Source organism: Streptomyces sp. NPDC059850 (assembly GCF_042731515.1).
Lineage (GTDB): Bacteria > Actinomycetota > Actinomycetes > Streptomycetales > Streptomycetaceae > Streptomyces.
This window is the reverse complement of the sequence record NZ_JBHWJI010000006.1, coordinates 214,832-231,865: the sequence shown is the minus strand read 5'-3', so window position 1 is coordinate 231,865 and position 17,034 is coordinate 214,832. Positions and strand designations below refer to the sequence as shown.

General features: G+C 70.9%; 14 protein-coding genes and 1 pseudogene. 4 read left to right on the top strand and 11 right to left on the bottom strand.

Annotated features, from left to right (window positions below):
• Positions 1 to 33: 33 nt before the first annotated feature.
• Positions 34 to 864: a glycoside hydrolase family 16 protein gene (locus ACFV9T_RS07655; RefSeq protein ID WP_385437405.1), complete on the top strand. Its 831-nt coding sequence runs from the start codon at positions 34 to 36 to the stop codon at positions 862 to 864.
• Positions 865 to 871: 7 nt separating this feature from the next.
• Here the strand turns inward: ACFV9T_RS07655 and ACFV9T_RS07650 are convergent, their stop codons facing one another.
• The 10 genes from ACFV9T_RS07650 to ACFV9T_RS07605 all read right to left on the bottom strand — a co-directional run bounded on the left by ACFV9T_RS07650 (position 872) and on the right by ACFV9T_RS07605 (position 12,056).
• Positions 872 to 2,140: a cytochrome P450 gene (locus ACFV9T_RS07650; protein WP_385437404.1), complete on the bottom strand. Its 1,269-nt coding sequence runs from the start codon at positions 2,138 to 2,140 to the stop codon at positions 872 to 874.
• Positions 2,137 to 3,330 carry an NAD(P)/FAD-dependent oxidoreductase gene (locus ACFV9T_RS07645; protein ID WP_385437403.1) on the bottom strand — a complete coding sequence of 398 codons (1,194 nt, stop codon included), beginning with the start codon at positions 3,328 to 3,330 and terminating at the stop codon, positions 2,137 to 2,139. The genes ACFV9T_RS07650 and ACFV9T_RS07645 overlap by 4 nt, the downstream gene beginning before the upstream one ends.
• Positions 3,327 to 3,527, bottom strand: coding sequence for a ferredoxin (locus ACFV9T_RS07640; protein ID WP_385437402.1), 201 nt, complete (start codon positions 3,525 to 3,527; stop codon positions 3,327 to 3,329). Before ACFV9T_RS07640 ends, ACFV9T_RS07645 begins: the two co-directional genes overlap by 4 nt.
• A gap of 112 nt (positions 3,528 to 3,639) precedes the next feature.
• Entirely contained in the window at positions 3,640 to 4,293 is a 654-nt protein-coding gene (locus ACFV9T_RS07635) for a TetR family transcriptional regulator (RefSeq protein WP_385437400.1), read from the bottom strand.
• A gap of 150 nt (positions 4,294 to 4,443) precedes the next feature.
• On the bottom strand, positions 4,444 to 5,211 hold the full coding sequence (locus tag ACFV9T_RS07630; RefSeq protein WP_385437399.1) for an SDR family NAD(P)-dependent oxidoreductase: 768 nt from the start codon (positions 5,209 to 5,211) through the stop codon (positions 4,444 to 4,446).
• Between the two features lie 22 nt (positions 5,212 to 5,233).
• Positions 5,234 to 6,916, bottom strand: coding sequence for a hypothetical protein (locus ACFV9T_RS07625; protein WP_385437398.1), 1,683 nt, complete (start codon positions 6,914 to 6,916; stop codon positions 5,234 to 5,236).
• Positions 6,913 to 8,742 carry a flavin-containing monooxygenase gene (locus ACFV9T_RS07620; RefSeq protein ID WP_385437397.1) on the bottom strand — a complete coding sequence of 610 codons (1,830 nt, stop codon included), beginning with the start codon at positions 8,740 to 8,742 and terminating at the stop codon, positions 6,913 to 6,915. The genes ACFV9T_RS07625 and ACFV9T_RS07620 overlap by 4 nt, the downstream gene beginning before the upstream one ends.
• A gap of 50 nt (positions 8,743 to 8,792) precedes the next feature.
• The gene (locus tag ACFV9T_RS07615; RefSeq protein WP_385437396.1) at positions 8,793 to 9,395 is read right to left on the bottom strand and encodes a TetR/AcrR family transcriptional regulator; all 603 of its coding nucleotides are present in this window, start codon (positions 9,393 to 9,395) and stop codon (positions 8,793 to 8,795) included.
• Positions 9,392 to 10,786: an APC family permease gene (locus ACFV9T_RS07610; RefSeq protein WP_385437394.1), complete on the bottom strand. Its 1,395-nt coding sequence runs from the start codon at positions 10,784 to 10,786 to the stop codon at positions 9,392 to 9,394. Before ACFV9T_RS07610 ends, ACFV9T_RS07615 begins: the two co-directional genes overlap by 4 nt.
• A 121-nt stretch (positions 10,787 to 10,907) precedes the next feature.
• Complete coding sequence (locus ACFV9T_RS07605; protein WP_385437393.1) at positions 10,908 to 12,056, bottom strand: MFS transporter; 1,149 nt, start codon at positions 12,054 to 12,056, stop codon at positions 10,908 to 10,910.
• 54 nt (positions 12,057 to 12,110) lie between these two features.
• On the opposite strand from ACFV9T_RS07605, the gene ACFV9T_RS07600 reads away from it, so the two are divergent.
• Positions 12,111 to 12,860, top strand: a complete 750-nt coding sequence (locus tag ACFV9T_RS07600) for an AraC family transcriptional regulator (protein ID WP_385437392.1) — start codon at positions 12,111 to 12,113, stop codon at positions 12,858 to 12,860.
• Here the strand turns inward: ACFV9T_RS07600 and ACFV9T_RS07595 are convergent.
• A pseudogene (locus ACFV9T_RS07595) lies at positions 12,857 to 13,819 on the bottom strand (AAA family ATPase); the annotation flags it as partial. The gene ACFV9T_RS07600 and the pseudogene ACFV9T_RS07595 overlap by 4 nt on opposite strands.
• A 146-nt stretch (positions 13,820 to 13,965) precedes the next feature.
• Here ACFV9T_RS07595 and ACFV9T_RS07590 point away from each other — a divergent pair.
• Entirely contained in the window at positions 13,966 to 14,379 is a 414-nt protein-coding gene (locus ACFV9T_RS07590) for a hypothetical protein (RefSeq protein ID WP_385437390.1), read from the top strand.
• Between the two features lie 2 nt (positions 14,380 to 14,381).
• Positions 14,382 to 17,000 (top strand): ABC transporter substrate-binding protein, encoded by a 2,619-nt coding sequence (locus tag ACFV9T_RS07585; protein ID WP_385437389.1) that lies wholly within the window; start codon positions 14,382 to 14,384, stop codon positions 16,998 to 17,000.
• Positions 17,001 to 17,034 lie beyond the last annotated feature (34 nt).

Here is a 17,034-nt window from a genome sequence, read left to right as displayed (position 1 = left end):
CCCCGCACCCGTGCGCCAGGCCGAAGGAGACCCATGTACGGACGACATCGCGCCCGCCACCTCGCCGTGGGGTGGGGCGCGGCGGCACTCACGGTGACGCTCATGGCGGCCACGGTGAACACCACCCCCGCCCCACCCGCGACCGCCGCCGAGCGGTACGGCTGGGGCGACCCGCTGCCCGAGTGGTCGGACGAGTTCGACTACGGCTCCGAGGCCGCCCCCGCCGTACCGGACCGCGACAAGTGGCGGCTGGCGGGCGGTGGCCCCGGCGCGTGCTGGCCCGGCCACGGCGGCAACGGCCGCCGCTGCGACGCCAACACCCGGGCCGTCGGCGGCGTACTGCGCATGACGGGCGAGGCCAACGGGGACACCGGCTGGCTCGCCTCGCCGTACGGCAGCCAGTACGGCCGCTGGGAGGCCCGCGTACGCTCCCGCGCCACCGCCCCCGACAACGGGCGTACGTACCACCCGCTGCTGATCCTGTGGCCGGACTCGGACGAGCATCCCGAGGACGGCGAGTACGACTACCTGGAGAACGGCGCCCCGGGCGAGCAGTGCGCCGAGGCGTTCCTGCACTACCCGCACCCGGAGGGCGTGCCCGTGCAGCAGGAGTTCGCACAGAAGTGCGGGGTGGACCTGTCGCAGTGGCACAACGTCGCCGTCGAGTGGACCCCGGACCAGCTGCGCGGATTCATCGACGGCGAGGAGTGGTTCCGCCTCTCCGGTGGCGCGAACGAGGACCGCGACTGCCTCCAGTGCGCGCCGTCCATGCACCAGACCATCCAGCTCGACAACTTCCACGGGGACGACCTGCAGAGCGCCGTCTACGAAGTGGACTGGGCCCGGGTCTACGCCCTGCCGTAGCTATCCCTTACCAGGCCACGGGCAGTTCGTGGACCCCGTAGACGAACGAGTCGTGCTTGAAGGGGATCTGCTCCAGGCCGGTGGCCAGCCGGAGGGTGGGGATGCGCTTGTAGAGGGTGCTGTAGACGACCTGGAGTTCCATGCGGGCCAGCGGCTGGCCCAGGCACTGGTGCACGCCGAAGCTGAACGTGACGTGGCGGCGGGCGTCGCGGTGGAGGTCCAGCCGGTCGGCGCCGGGGAAGACGTCGGGGTCGCGGTTGCCCATCTCGTTGAGCAGCAGCAGTCCTTCTCCGGCGCGGATGGTCCGGCCCGCGACCTCGATGTCCTCCAGGGCGACCCGGCGCATCCCGAGGTGCGGGATGTGCAGATAGCGCAGCAGTTCCTCGACCGCGCCCGCGACGAACGCCGGGTCGTCGCTCTCCCGGAGGCGGGCCAGCTGATCCGGGTGTTCCAGCAGGGCCAGGGTGCCCAGGGCGATCATGTTGGCGGTGGTCTCGTGTCCGGCGAAGAGCAGGAGGACCGCCATCGAGGTCGCTTCCTGGCGGGTCAGCGCGCCGTCCCTCACCTTCGCGGCCAGGTCGGACAGCACGTCCTCGCCGGGCTGGTCGTGCTTGGCGTCCAGTAGCTCGCCGAGGTAGCCGCCCAGTCGGCGGTGTGCTTCGGAGCGCTGCTCGGGCGTCGAGGAGCGGGTGATGATGGCCTTGCTGTTGGCCTGGAAGAACGCGTGGTCCTGGTAGGGCACGCCGAGCAGTTCGCAGATCACCAGCGAGGGCACCGGCAGGGTGAAGGCCTCGACCAGGTCGGTTGGGTTCGGCCCGGCCAGCAGGTCGTCGATCCGATCGTCGACGATCTTCTGCACCGCCGGGCGCATGGCCTCCATGCGCTTGATGGTGAACGGCCCGGTGACCATCCGGCGCAGCCGCGCGTGCTCGGGGTCGTCCATGTTGATGAAGCTGAGGCCGTGCGCTTCGGCGTCCCCGTCACCGGTGTCGGCGGCAGTGGCGGTGTCGGCGTACTCCCGCTCCGGGCGCGGAAAGCCGGGGTGGGCGGGGAGGACGCTGAGCCTCGGGTCCGCCAGCAGGGTCCGCTGCTCGGCGTACCGGGTCACCACCCACGGGGTGCTGCCGTCCCGCAGCCGGACCCGGGTGAGCGGCCCCTCCTCCCGCAGCGCGTGGAACGCCGGGGGCGGGTCGAAGGGGCATCCGTGCGCCCTGGGCATGGGGAATTCCGGGAACTCCGACGCCTCGGCGTTCGCGGCGTTCACGATGTTCGTCATGACGTGCCTCCGCTGGGGGATGCCTGAAACGCGTCGACGACTTCCTGCCGACGCAGCCGGGTCTGCTTGGGCATGCGCCAGCCGAGCACGCCGGTGGTGATGCCGTTACGGCGGTATCGCGCGACGAACCGGCCCTGCGCCATGTCCCCCTCCACGACGGTCACCTCGGCATCGGCCGACGGCACGCCGTACACCTGGAGCTTGACGTCGAACTGGTCGGTCCAGAAGTACGGAACGGGGGTGTAGGGCCGCCGCTCGCCGAGGATGGCGTCGGCCACGTGGGCCGCCTGCTCGGTGGCGTTGGTGCGGTTTTCCAGGCGCAGCAGGGTGCCCAGGCCGTCGTGGTGCCAGCGCGCCACGTCCCCGACCGCGTAGACGCCGTCGGCGGCACGGCACGAGGAGTCGCACACCACTCCGTTGTCGGCCTTGAGGCCGCTGCCCGCGAGCCAGTCCGTCGCCGGGGTCGAGCCGAACGCCACCACGACCAGGTCGGCGGGCAGCACCTCGCCGGTGGCCAGGTGCACTCCGGTGACGTGTCCGTTCTGTTCGGCGAGGCTCGTCACGGCGGCGCCGAGGCGCGGTTCGACGCCGCGCTCGGTGTGCAGTTCGGCGAGCCGCCGCGCGATGAGCGGCCCGAACTGGCTCTCCAGCGGAGCCGCTTGGGGACCGGTCAGGGTGACCGGCAGGCCCATGGTCCGTGCGGTGGCGGCGATTTCCGTGCCGAGCACCCCGTCCCCCACCACCACGACGCGCGTGGCGGTCAGCAGTCCGGCGCGCAGCGCCAGCGCGTCGTCGAGCGTACGCAGCACATGAACCCCGGCCACGCCGTCCTGCCCGGCGAACGTGCGGGGCCGCAGACCGGTCGCCACGACGATCGCGTCGGCCCGCAGCACCCGGCCCGACGCGGTGTGGACGGTACGCGCCTCCGCGTCAAGGCTGACCGCCGGGTCACCGAGGACGAACTCGGCGGCCAGCGAGGCCAGTTGCTCGGGCCCGCGCAACGTGGCCCGGTCCGGCTCCCAGACGCCGGAAAGGACCTGCTTGGACAGCGGCGGCCGGTCATAGGGCTGGTGCGACTCGGCGCCCAGCACGGTCAGGGCACCCTCGAATCCCTTGCGCCGCAGGGCTTCGGCGGTGGCGAGCCCGGCCGCCGAGGCTCCGACGACCAGGACATCTGCGGGGTCGCTCACGCGTCCTCGCTCACGTGAATCGCGCCCGCCGGGCACACCTGCACGCATTCCCGCACCGCCTCGTGCTGCTCCGCGGAGGGGGTCGCGTCGAGGAGGACGACGATGCCGTCCTCCTCTCGCTGGTCGAACACCTCCGGCGCGATCATGACGCAGGTGCCCGCGGCACAGCACTTCTCGTCGTCCACCGTGACCTTCATCGCCGATGCTCCTTCGTTGATCCGTCGACCCGAATAAGTAAACCCGATGATTTAATCAAGTCAAGCGAACGACTTAAACGATCTTGAAAGACCCCCTCGATCAAGCCACCGCCTACGTGTCCGCCGTGACCGGCGCCTGCCACAGGGCGACGACGACATCGATCAGACCGTTCGCCGTCTCCCGCCAACTGGCCCTGGACGTCGGCGCGTTGTCGGCAAGCGCACGCTCCCGCTCGGCGGACATCTGCGTGATCAGGTGAAGTGTCATGGTGGAGCGCTCGGCGTGCACCTCGGCCGGGAGGTCGGGCAGACAGCGCGCCGTGCCCTCCCGTAGCTTCAGCATCGACGGCGACCCGGCCGCGAACGCCTCGACCGTGATCGCCCGCAGTGCCGGGTCGGCCGTGACCTGGGCGATGAACCGGGCGTACCAGCTGGGGGCGCCCAGGGCCTCCAGATGTCCGGTGACCGGGCGGACCGCGCAGGCCACCCAGTCCCGCAGATCGGTGGAGTCGCCGATGTCGGCCATCATGCGCAGCCGCTCGGCATCCATCTTCTCGGCATGCCTGCGGGCGATGGCGCGCACCAGGTCGGTCTTGGCGCCGAAGTGGTAGCTGACCGCGGCATTGTTGCCCTGCCCGGCGGCCAGGCTGATCTGGCGGTTGGCGACCGCGTGCACACCGTGTTCGGCGAACAGCCGCTCCGCCGCGTCCAGGAGCGCTTCACGTGTCGCGCTGACCTGCTCGTCCCGCCGCACCCTGCCGGGCATCGCCACCACCACTTCGGGACATCACGCTGGTCCGCGGGGACCCGTCCCCCAGGCCACCGCGGCTCCTCGGCCGGGTCGGCGAGGTCGGACGGGGAAAGCGTACGCAATCACCCGCCCGACCCGGACAATCTCACCCCATACGCCCTTCCGTCACACGGCGGCCCAGCCGTCGTCCACCGGGAGGACGGCGCCGTTGACGAAGGACGCGGCGTCGGAGGCCAGGAAGACGATGGCGGCGGCCTGCTCCTCCGACGACCCGTACCGGCCCATGATGGCGGCGCTCAGCTGGCTGACGAGGGCGGGCCCGTGGGCCTCCTGGGCGGCGTCCACCCGCATGCCGGTCAGGGTGGGGCCGGGGGCGATGGCGTTGGCGCGGATGCCCTGTCCCCGGTACATGACGGCCAGGTTCTTCACCAGGCCGACGATGCCGTGCTTGGAGGCGGTGTAGGCGGCGCCCGCCGTGCTGCCGCGCAAGCTCGCCTCGGACGCCGTGAAGACGATCGACCCGCGCCCGGCGGCCCGCATGTGCGGCAGCACCGCCCGGGTCAGCAGGAACGGCGCCGTCAGGTTGATCCGGATGACCCGCTCCCACTCGGCGTCCTCGGTCTCGCCGAGCGCGGACATCCGGTCCATGATCCCGGCGTTGTTCACCAGGACGTCCACGCCACCGAACGCGTCGACGGCCCGCTCAGCCACCTCGTCCACCACCCGCTGGTCGCTCAGGTCGCCGACGACCGCCACGGCGGCTCCCCCGGTGGCCTCGATCTCCGCCACGGTCTCCTCGGTGCCCGCCTGGTCGACGTCCGCGACCAGCACCTTCGCGCCTTCCCGCACGAACCTCAGGGCCGTGGCCCGGCCGATTCCGGACGCGGCGCCGGTGACGATGACACCGCGCCCCTCAAGACCCGTACCGCTCATGTGACGGCCCCTTCCCTCTGTGTCATGTTTTCAGCTGCCATACGGTGCCCTCGCCATTGGCCGCGAGGAGCAGGGAGCCGTCCGGGGCGGCGGCGAGCCCGGCGAACGGGCGCGGAGCGCCGACCATGCCGTGGGCGAAGAGCGCGGGCGCGGTGCGGGGAGCGGTGCCCGGGGGCTGTCCGACCGGCAGGTCCTCGGCCTCGGTGCGGCGCTCCCCCGTGCTCAGCGAGATCGCGGTGAGCCTGCGCGGCCCGGTCTCGACCGTGAACAGCGTGTCGCCGAGGATGGCCAGCCCCTGGGGCGCGCCGAGCCCGTCCGCGACCACTGCCGTCGTCCCGTCCTCGCCGATCCGGAGGACGGCACCGAGGCCGTCGTCGCTCACATGGCACCGCCCCTGGGCGTCGAAGGCCACGTCCACCGGGTGGCCGAGCCCTTCGGCGAGGACGGTGAGGGTGTCGCCGTCCTCGCCACTGTCATCGATGCACACGACCCGGCCCGCGCCCGCCTCCGCGACGACGAGCGAGCCGTCCGGGCCCACGGCGATGCCGACCGGTTCGTTCAGCCCCGTCGCCCGCTGCCGGGTGGTCCGCTGGCCGGGGTCGTGGGTGTGGACGTCGCCGTACTGGGAGGTGAAGTGCACGAGCCCGCCAGCGGTGGTCACACCGTGGACGAAGGGCATCAGGGTGAGCGAGGTGACACCGCCCTCGCCATCCGCCCCGTTCGTCCCGCCCGCCACGCCTGACACGTCTACGGCGACCGGGTCGCCCTCGTCGGTGAGCGCCGGGCTCGCCAGCCGGTAGTGGTCGGCCACGTACACCGTGCCGCCGAGGTCGACCGTCACACCGTAGGGGCCGTCGAGGCCACGGGGGACGATCTCGCGGGTGCGGCCGTCGGGGTGCAGTTCGGTGATGCCGCCGCTGGCGTAGCTGGAGACGAACATGCGGTTCTCCGCGTCGAACGCCGCGTTGTCCAGCCCCACCAGGCCGCTGGTGACCAGCGTGCGGGAGCCGGATCCTTCCAGGTCGATCCGGGTGACGATGCCTTCCACTCCGCGCGAGAGGACATGCAGCACCCCGCCCTGGTCGAAGCGGACCGCGACCGGCTGGTGCACGTTCTCGGCGACCACCTCGGGCACACCGCCGTCCGGCGGGATCCGCCAGACCTGGTCCGTCATCATGTGCGGGTAGTACAGGTGGCCGTCCGGGCCGAGCTGCATGGCGTTGCCGAGGGCGAGCCCTTCGGTGAGCACCACGGGCTCGCCACCGTCCGGGAACAGCTCCAGCAGCCGTCCGTCCGTCCGCATCTCGTTGACGAAGAGCCGGTCGCCGACGCAGGTGATGCCGTTGACCACCTTCACCTCGTCCGAGACCACGGTGTACGTGCCCTCCGGGGTGCGCCGCCATACGCGGCCCGGGATGAGGTCGGCGATGTACATCGATCCGTCCGCGCCGAAGGCGAGGTCGTCCGGCGACTGCACCGGACCGTCCATCGGCACGATCACCTCGACGTCCCCGGTGGCCGGGTCGACGGCGCTGATCTGCCCGGCGAGGTACTGGGCGACGTACAGCCGCCCGTCCGGGCCGAAGGCGACGCCGTTCGAACCCCACAGCGGGCTCGGGGGATTGAGACGCCGCGCGTGCGGGCGCGAGCCGGTGGCGGACACCCGCACGCGGTCGCCGTACCGGTTGTGGCGTGGTGTGGTCACGCGTCCTCCGCCTCCACCAGTACGTCGTCCATGCCGCCGTTCGCACGCCAGTGCCGGAGCAGGTCGTGGAAGGCGACCGGCCCGTCGGCGTACGCGTTGCGCTTCTGCGGCCTGCCCTCGTTGTTGTAGTAGCCCGGGGTGCACTCCGCCTGGAACGCGAGCAGGTCGGGTGCGTTCTCCGCGAGGGCGTCCAGCCACGCGTCCTGCGCCTCGGCGGTCGGTTCGACGTACCGGGCGCCGCGCTTGCGGGCCTCGGCGACCATCTCGGCCACGTGCTGGGCCTGTTCGTCGAGGACGTGGACGAAGTTCACGGACGACGCGTTCTGCAGCGGGCCCAGCTGGAAGAGGTTGGGGAATCCGTGGGTGGAGAAGCCGTGGAGCGTCCTGGGGCCGTTCGCCCAGGCCTCGAAGAGCGGGACGCCGCCTCTGCCGTAGACCGGGAGCTGGCCGGAGAGGATCCCGGACACCCCTACCTCGAAGCCGGTCGCGAAGATGACGCAGTCCACCTCGTACGCGGTGTCGCCGACCACGACGGAGGTTTCCGTCATCCGCTGCACGCCGTGGGTGTCCGCCGTGTCGACGAGGGTGACGTCCGGCCGGTTGAAGGCCTGGAGGTAGCTGTCGCTGAAGGTGGGCCGCTTGCACATGTAGCGGTACCAGGGCTTGAGCTTCTCGGCCGTGACCGGGTCCTCGATGACGTTCTCCACGCGGGCGCGGATCTCGTTCATCTTCTGGAAGTCGGCGATCTCGTACAGCCGCTCCCGGTCCTCCGGCGGGACGTCCCCGTACGCGTTGGTCGGGATCAGCTTCTCCTGGAGCCGGGCGCTGCTGGTCCAGGAGTCGCCCACCAGGTCCTGATCCGTGCGCACACCGGTGACGACCCTCAGGAAGTTCTCCATGCGGCGCCGCTGCCAGCCCGGCCGGAGCGATGCGGCCCACGCGGGGTCGGTGGGGCGGTTGTCGCGCAGGTCGACGGAGGAGGGGGTGCGCTGGAAGACGTACAGGTGTCCGGCGTCGGCGGCGAGGTGGGGCACGACCTGGATGGCGGTGGCGCCGGTGCCGATGAGCGCGACGCGCTTGCCCGCGAGCTTGTGGAGTGCGCCGTCCGCGTCGCCGCCGGTGTAGTCGTAGTCCCAGCGGCTGGTGTGGAAGGTGTGGCCCCGGTAGCTCTCGATGCCGGGGATGCCGGGCAGTTTGGCCTGGCTCAGGGTCCCGGTGGAGGTGATCACATAGCGGGCCCGTATGCGGTCGCCGCGGTCGGTGCCGACCACCCATTCGGACTCCGCGTCGTCCCAGCGCAGTTCGCTCACCTGGGTCTGGAAGCAGGCGTCGGCGTAGAGGCCGAAGTGGCGGGCGATGGCCCGCGCGTGCTGCCGGATCTCCTCCCCGGGCGCGTAGCGCCACTTCGGGACGTAGCCGACCTCCTCCAGCAGCGGCATGTAGATGTACGACTCGATGTCGCAGTGGATGCCCGGGTAGCGGTTCCAGTACCAGGTGCCGCCGAAGTCCCCGCCCTTGTCGATCACCCGGATCGACTCCACGCCCGCCTGCCGGAGCCGGGCGGCGGCGAGCAGGCCGCCGAATCCGCCACCGACGATCACCGCGTCCACCCGGTCGTGCAACGGCTCTCGCGTGAACTCGGGGTCGGCGTAGGGGTCGTCGGCGTAGTAGCCGAACTCGCCTCCGGTGGCACGGTATTGGGCGCTGCCGTCGGGGCGGATGCGGCGCTCGCGCTCGGCGCGGTAGCGGGCCCGTAAGGCCTCGGGGTCGAACCCGAGGTCCTGCGGCGGACCGGGCGGGGTGGCGGGGGTGTGCGGGGCGGACATCGGCGTCCCCTTTCCGGGAGTCGGACGCCAAAAATCTATCACTCAAAAATTTAGTGGTCGGCGGGCGGCGGCGCCAGCATCCGGGCGAACGTCTGGGCGACCGCGGCGATGTCCACCGTGGGGTCGTGCATCCACTGGGTCTGCAGGCCGTCCATCACCGCCAGCACCGCCCTGGCCAGGTGTTCGGCCGGTTCGTCGGCGCGGATCTCACCGGTCCGCTGCCCCTCCTCGAAATCCCGCGTGACCTCGTCCACCAGGCCCCGGTAGCGCTCGGCGAAGTGGCCGCGTACGGGGCTCTCCGGGTCGGTGGCCGCCGCCGACAGCGTGACGTAGAGCTTGGCCAGCCCGGGGTGGTCGGTGATGAGGCGGGCGCCCGCCACCATGCCCTCGGCCACGGTCTCGCCGTCTCCGGCGTCCCGGGCGAACGCCTTGCCCAGCACATCGCGCCGCTCCAGGACGGCGAGGAGCAGGTCGTCGCGGGTGGGGAAGTAGTACGTCAGCGCGGGCTGCGTCACCCCGACCCGGGCGGCGATGTCCTGCAGGGAGGCCCGCTCGCCGTGCTCGTCGATGGCCTCGTAGGCGGCCTGGAGGATCTGTTCCCGTCGCTCCGCGCTCTTGCGGTACGGGCCCCGCGGCTTTCGCTGGTTCGTCACTCGCCAGACCGTACTGGACCCCGGGCCGAGGCCTCGCCGTGTGCCTTCATCACCAGCTTGTTGAGCACCCACAGCCCGATCCCGACGGCCAGCAGCACGCCCGCCCTGATGTACACGTGTGCGGGCCGGTCGGCCAGCGGGCTGGCCAGCACCAGGGCCGTGATCGCGCCCAGCACGGGCAGCGGGGTGGGGGTGCGGAAGTGGCGGTGCTCGACGTGGTCGCGGCGCAGTACGAGCACGGCGACGTTGACGATGACGAACACGCACAGGAGCAGGAATGCCGTGGTGTCGCCGAGCCCGGCGATCTCCCCGGTGGACACCAGACCGATGGCGAGGAGGGAGACGAACACGATCCCGATGACCGGGGTGCGGCGCCCGGCGAGCACGCGGCCCATGGCGCGCGGCAGGATGCGTTCGTTCGCCATGCCGTAGCAGAGGCGGGACGCCATCATGATGTTGATCAGGGCCGAGTTGGTGACCGCGAACAAGGCGATCAGCGCGAACAGCTTGGGCGGAAAGTCCAGCCCGCCGACCTCCACCACCTCCAGCAGGGGCCCGCTCGACCCTTCCAGCACCCGGTAGTCCACCAGCAGGGACGACACCAGGGCGACGAGGACGTAGAGGGTGCCGGTGACGGCGACGCCGATGAAGATGGCGCGCGGGAAGGTGCGCCGGGGGTCCTTGGTCTCCTCGGCCATGTTGACGGAGTCCTCGAAGCCGACGAAGGCGAAGAACCCGAGGGCCGTCGCGCCCAGCACGCTGGTGAGCAGCGCGTAACCCGTGCCCTCCGCCCGGAACTCGCCCAGCCGGGACGGATCCCCCTCCCCGCCCAGCACCGCCCAGGCCCCCGTCACGAGGATGACGAGCAGTCCGGTCAGCTCGACGAGCGTGAGCACCACATTGGTCTTCACGGACTCCGACACACCCCGCAGATTGAGGGCGGCCAGTGCCAGGATGAACAGGATCGCCACGAGCGTGGGCGGGAGCGCGTCCGTGAACTCGGCCAGATAGTCCCCACTGAACGCCCGCGCCGCCGCACTCGCCGACGACAGTCCCGAGCACATGACCATGAAGGCGACGATGAACGTCACGAACGGCACCCCGAACGCCTTCTGCGTATACAGCGCCGCCCCCGCCGCCTGCGGATACTTCCCCACCAGCTCGACATACGAGGCCGCCGTCAGGATGGCCACCACGAACCCGATGACGAACGGCAACCACAGCGCCCCGCCGACCTTCCCCGCGACCTGCCCGGTGGTGGCGTAGATCCCGGTCCCGAGGATGTCGCCGATGACGAAGAGAATCAGCAGCTTGGGCCCAATGGCCCGCCGCAGCGGAGTGCCATCCCCGCCGTCCGGCACATCGGTGGCATCGCTTGCGGCTGCGGGCACGACGACTCCCCTGGGGCGTTCTGCACTGAATAAGGCGATTCCTTCCCGGCGCGCCGGTAGATGATGCCCCGTCGTACTGCAACCAGAGGACTCCGTCCGAAAGACTGACGATCATCGTCAATCACGGCGCACTCGGCGTGGTGGGTTCGGGCAGGGTGCGGAACAGCAGCCAGCTGAGGGCGGGCATCAGGATCAGTGGGGTCAGGGCCGTCCGCAGGGAGGTCGCGTGGGCGAGGCTGCCGAGGAGCGGGGTGATCAGGCCGCCGATGCTGACGGTCAGTCCGAGGGTGATTCCGCTGGCGGTTCCGGTGCGGGTGGGCAGGTAGTCCTGGCCGAGGGTGACCTGCAGGGAGAAGGGGACGTACAGGCTGACGGAGGTCAGCGCCACGAACGCGTAGAGCGCCGGGCCGGGTACCCACACGATCCCCGCGACGGCCGCGACCGCGACCAGGTACGACCAGCGGGCGACGGTGACCCGGTCCCAGCGGTCGGCCAGACGGCCGCCCAGCACGGAGCCCACCGCGCCGCCGAGGTAGAGGACGAACAGCGCCACGGTGCCCGCCGCCGTGCTGCCGCCCGGGCGCGCTTGCGCGTACAGCGAGATGAAGGTGCTCAGGCCGATGAAGACGATGGACCGGCAGACCACGGCCAGCGACAGCTTCACGAACGAGGCGATGTCATCGGCGCCCGCCGCCACCGCGCTGCCCGCGCCGCCGCGCACCGGGGTGTTCAGGGCGCGCAGGACCGGCAGGCACAGCACACTGCCGACCAGCGCCGGTACGACGAGCAGTGGCGACAGCCGCAGACCGCCCGTGGCGACGACGGCGGCGACCATGAGCGGCGCGGCGGCGAAGCCGAGGTTGCCGCCGAGGGAGAACCAGGCCATCGCGCTGTGGCTGCCCGCGCTGACGCGCCGCGCGACGCGGGCGGACTCGGGGTGGTACGCGGCGACGCCGACACCGGACACCGCCACGAACGCCAGTGTCCAGGCGTACGAACCACTCACCCCGCTCAGGGCGATGCCGAGCCCGCCGAGGACCGTACTCACCGGCAGCAGCCAGGGCATCGCCCAGCGGTCGGTGAGCGCGCCGAACACCGGCTGCGCCACCGAGGACAGCAGCGACGCGGCGAGCACGATGCCCGAGACCGCGGCGTAGCCGTACGCGCGCTCGGCGACGAAGAACGGGACGAGCGACGCCACGGCTCCTTGGTAGATGTCCACGCAGCCATGGCCGATCGACAGCAGGATGATTGCTCTGTTCCTGGGCACATCGCCATGGTCTTCACCGGACGCCCTGTCGCACTTCCGATAAACTGCCAGGTGATGCCGGAAATCCGCCATGAGCCGGTGGCGCCGACCCGCACCCAGTGGCTGCCGCCCGGCGGCGCCATCGACGCCCACCGCCACGACGACCACCAGATCGTCTACGCGGGCCGGGGAGTGCTGGCCGTGACGACCGGCACCGGCACCTGGATCGCACCGGCCACCCGCGCCATCTGGGTACCGGCCGGTACCGTGCACGCCCACCAGGCCCACGGCGACCTCGCACTGCACCTGGTCGGGCTGGACGCGAGCGACAATCCGCTCGGCCTGGACGAGCCGACCGTCCTCGCGGTCGGCCCCCTCCTCCGTGAGCTGATCCTCGCCTACACCCGCACCCCGCACGACGACAGCCCCGAACGGGGGCGGCTGCGGGCCGTATTGCTCGACCAGCTGCGGGCCTCACCCCAGCAGCCGCTGCACCTGCCGACCCCCACCGCCCCGCAGCTGAGGGCGGTGTGCGAGATCCTGCGCGCCGATCCGGCCGACCACCGCACCCTGGCCGCGCTGGGCAGGGAGGTCGGTGCCAGCGACCGCACCCTCTCCCGCCACTTCAAGGCCGACCTCGGCATGACCTTCCCGCAGTGGCGCACCCAACTGCGCCTGTACCACGCGTTGGTGCTGCTCGCCGAGCACATCCCGGTGACCACCGTGGCCCACCGCTGCGGCTGGTCGTCCGCCAGCGCGTTCATCGATGTGTTCCGCCGTACGTTCGGACACACTCCGGGCACCCATCCACCGATGTCCGGCTAGCTGGTGAGGATGGCCAGTTGGCGCGTCGCCCGGGTCATCGCCACGTAGCGGTCGACCGCTCCCTCGATGCCCTCGCCGAACCGCTCCGGGTCGACGAGCACGACCAGGTCGAATTCGAGCCCCTTCGACAGCTCCGGGGCCAGCGACCGGACCCGGGACGTGGCGCGGAAGGTGGGATCGCCGATGACGCAGGCGGTTCCGTCGGCGTGCGCGGCGAGCCAGGTGTCGAGGATCGCGCCCAGATCGGCCACTGAACCGTGGACGACGGGGACGCCGCTGCCACGGATGGAGGTCGGCACGTTGGCGTCCGGGAGCGCGGCCCGGATGACCGGCTCGGCCTCCGCCATGATTTCCTCCGGCGTGCGGTAGTTGACGCTCAGGGAGGCCAGGGTGATCCGGTCGAGCCCGGCCCGCTCCAGCCGTTCCCGCCACGACTCCGTGAACCCGTGCCGGGCCTGGGCCCGGTCGCCGACGATGGTGAAGCTCCGCGACGGGCAGCGCAGCAGCAGCATCTGCCACTCCGCGTCGGTCAGCTCCTGCGCCTCGTCCACGACGATGTGCGCGAACGGACCGGCGAGCACGTCCGGGTCGGCGGTGGGCAGCGCGCTCTCGTCGATCAGGCGCTCCCGCAGGTCCTGCTCGCGCAGCATCGTCACCGCGCCTTCGCCGTCGTCGTCGGCCGCGAGCACGTTGTCGATGACGTCGGCCATGCGCTGGCGTTCGGCGGCGACGGCGGCCTTGTGCCGACGCTGCCGCCGGGCCGCCTCCGGGTCGCCGAGCCGCTGCCGCGCCGCGTCCAGCAGCGGCAGGTCGGACACCGTCCAGGCCTGGGGATCCTCCTTGCGCCGCAGCTTCCGCACGTCCTCGGGGCCGAGCCGGGGAGCGCACATCCGCAGATAGGCGGGGACCGACCACAGGTCCCCGACGAGGTCGGCCGCTTCGATCAGCGGCCACGCCCTTAAGAGTGGCGGGGAGTGTGTGCGGTTGATCAGACGGTCCCGCAGCCCCCATGCCACCCGATCGCTGATCCTTCCTCGCATTGGTCCTGCGCGGACACCCCCGAGTACGACAGAATTGAGCCGAGTGTCGTCACAAGGGGGGCTTGGTGCGGATCGACGTAGCGGTGAGTGGCGGCGAGGAGGAGCTGCGATCGCTCCACGACTGGCTGGGCCGGGACCCCGGGATACGCCGCACCGCCCAGGTGGAGCTGGTGCAATCCCCGCCGTCGCCGGGCCAGATGGGCGTGCTCACCGATGTGCTGCAGCTGGTCACCGACAACGCCTGGAGCGCGGCGTCCTTCGTGCTGGCGCTGTCCACCTGGCGGCAGACACGGCCGCAGGCCCATCGGATCACCGTGCGCCGCGGTGACCTCACGGTTTCCCTCGACGGTGGCGACGGGGAGGAGCTGCGGCGGCTGATGGACGTACTGCAGCGCCCCGCCGAGCCCGGACCGGAGGGGGACGGGGAGGACGGGGACGGGGAACGGGACCGGGATACGGACGCGGGGGACGGGCGATAGCCGTGGCCGTCCTGCCCGACCCGGCCACCACCCGCGCGGTGCTCATCGGCACCAGCCGGTATGCCCAGCTGGAACAGATCCCGGCGGTGGCCGACAACCTGAGCGCGCTGGCCACGGCCTTATGCGCCCCGCATTCATGGGGGCTGGCGCCCGAGCACTGCACGGTGGTCGCCGACCCCGCCACGGCGGTGGAAGTCCTGGACGCCGTGCGGACGGCGGCCGAGGAAGCCACGGACACCCTGCTGGTGTACTTCGCCGGACACGGCCTCGTGGAGCCGCGCCGAGGCGAGCTGTTCCTCGGGCTGACCGGGTCGGTGCCGCACCGCTCCTACACCGGACTCCCCTACGGCACGCTGCGCGACGTCGTGCTCGACGGGCGGTCCGGCCGCCAAGTGATGCTGCTCGACTGCTGCTTCAGCGGGCGCGTGCTCGGCTTCATGAGCGCGCCGGGCGCCGACGCGGTGATCGACCAGGTGGAAGTCGAGGGCACGTATGTCCTGGCCTCCGTCCCCGACACCAGCTTCGCCCTCGCCCCGCCGGGTGAGCCGCATACGGCCTTCACCGGTGAGCTGCTGCGGCTGCTGCGCGACGGGGCGCCGGGCGGGCCGGAGCTGCTGGACCTGGACACGGTCTACGCACAGGTGTACACGGCGCTGCGGGCGAAGGGGCGGCCCCTGCCGCAGAAGCGCGACCGCAATACGGCGGGCGGGCTGGCCCTGGCCCGCAACGTGGCCTGGACACCGCCCGGTTACGGCCCGCCACCGCCCCCGTACGACCACAAGCCGGAGCCCGCGCCCCAGCCGCAACCCGCCTGGTCGCCGACGCCCCTGCCGTCACCCGGCGGTGTCTCCCGCCCAGGCCTCCGCCGGACCGTCCGATTCGGACTGGCGGGGGCGCTCGCCGTTGTCCTGATGGCCGCGGGCATCCCGCTGGTGATGTCCTGGATGAAGGACTCCGACGCCTCAACGGACAAGTCCGGCCAGCCCACGTCCGGCTACAACGCCGCACTGAAGCACACGGTCAACGCGTCGAAGAAGCGTGGCGGCACGCTGAAATTCATCAGCGGCAACGACGCGGACTCCTGGGACCCGCAGAGCAGCTATTACGGCCCCGTCTGGAACTTCTCCCGCTACTACGCCCGCCAACTGGTCACCTACGCACCCGAACCCGGAAAGAAGGGAACCGAACTGGTCGGAGACCTCGCCGAGAAGCGGGCCGAGGTGACGGATGACGGCAAGACGTACACCTACACCCTGCGCGACGGCATTACCTGGGAGGACGGCACGCCGATCACCTCCGAGGACGTCAAATACGGCATCGAGCGGGTCTGGGCCCCGGACGTGATTGACGGCGGCCCGATCTATCTACAGCAGGTGCTGGATCCCGAGCACACCTACAAGGGACCGTACAAGGACAAGGTGGGCCTGAAGGCCATTGAGACCCCGGACAGAAAGACCATCGTCTTCAAACTGCCCAAGCCCAATGGCGACTTCGAGCGGATGCTCGCGACGCCGACCGCGTCGCCCGTCAAGAGGGAGAAGGACACCAGAGACAAGTATCGGAACCGTCCGTTCTCTTCCGGGCCCTACAAGTTCAAGTCCTACACGCCGAACAAGTCGCTGGAACTGGAACGCAATACGCGGTGGAAGCAGTCGTCCGACCCGATCCGTACCGCCCTCCCCGACCGGATCACGGTGCAGATCAATAAAAATGAGCAGGCGAACGCGCAGGCCCTGCTCTCGGGCACATACCATCTCGACCTGGAATCCCACGGACTCACCGACGCTGCCCTCTCCAAAGCCCGGAGCAGATCCGAGCAGCTGGACAACCCGTCCACCGGAGTGGTCCTGTTCGCGGCCCTTCCGCGCTCCGTCAAGCCCCTGAACAACGTCCACTGCCGTAGGGCCGTCCTCTACGCGGCGGACAGGGCGAACATGCGCACCGCGGCGGGCGGCCCGCAGAGCGGCGATATCGCGCCCCATATGCTTCCGCCGACCATCGCGGGCTCTTCCCCCTCCTACGACCCGTACGAGACCCTGGAGGACAAGGGCAAGCCGAATTCCACTGCGGCGAACCAGGAGTTGGCTGCGTGCGGACTGTGGAAGGGGTTCACCACCACGATCGCGGTGCGTGACCAACCCGTCGATGTGGATGTCGCCACGGCGCTCTCGGAATCGCTGAAGACGGTCGGTATCCGTACCCAGATCGAGCGGATGCCCATCGAGGAATTTTACGAGGCGACAGGATCGCCCGCGACCGTGAAGAAGAAGGGCTACGGCATCGTCATCCGGAGATGGTCCGCCGACTTCCCGACCGGTCAGAGCGCTCTGCAGCCGCTCGCCGACAGCCGTCTCATTCAGCCTTCCCAAAATGTCAATGTCGCGGAGCTGGACGATCCCACGGTCGACGACCTCTTCGACTCGGCGATCGCGGAACAGGACCCGGAGAAAGCCGGGAGGGACTACGCGCGGATCAACGAGAAGATCTCCGACGCCGCCGCGTATCTGCCCATCCTGTTCCAGCGGAGCGCGATCTGGCGCGACCCCCGGCTGACCAACGTCTACACCAGGGAGCCCTGGGAAGGCCGCTACGACTACGCCTCGCTGGGCGTCGCCAAATAAGCCCCCGCGCGGGCCGCCGGAACTCCTTATGCTG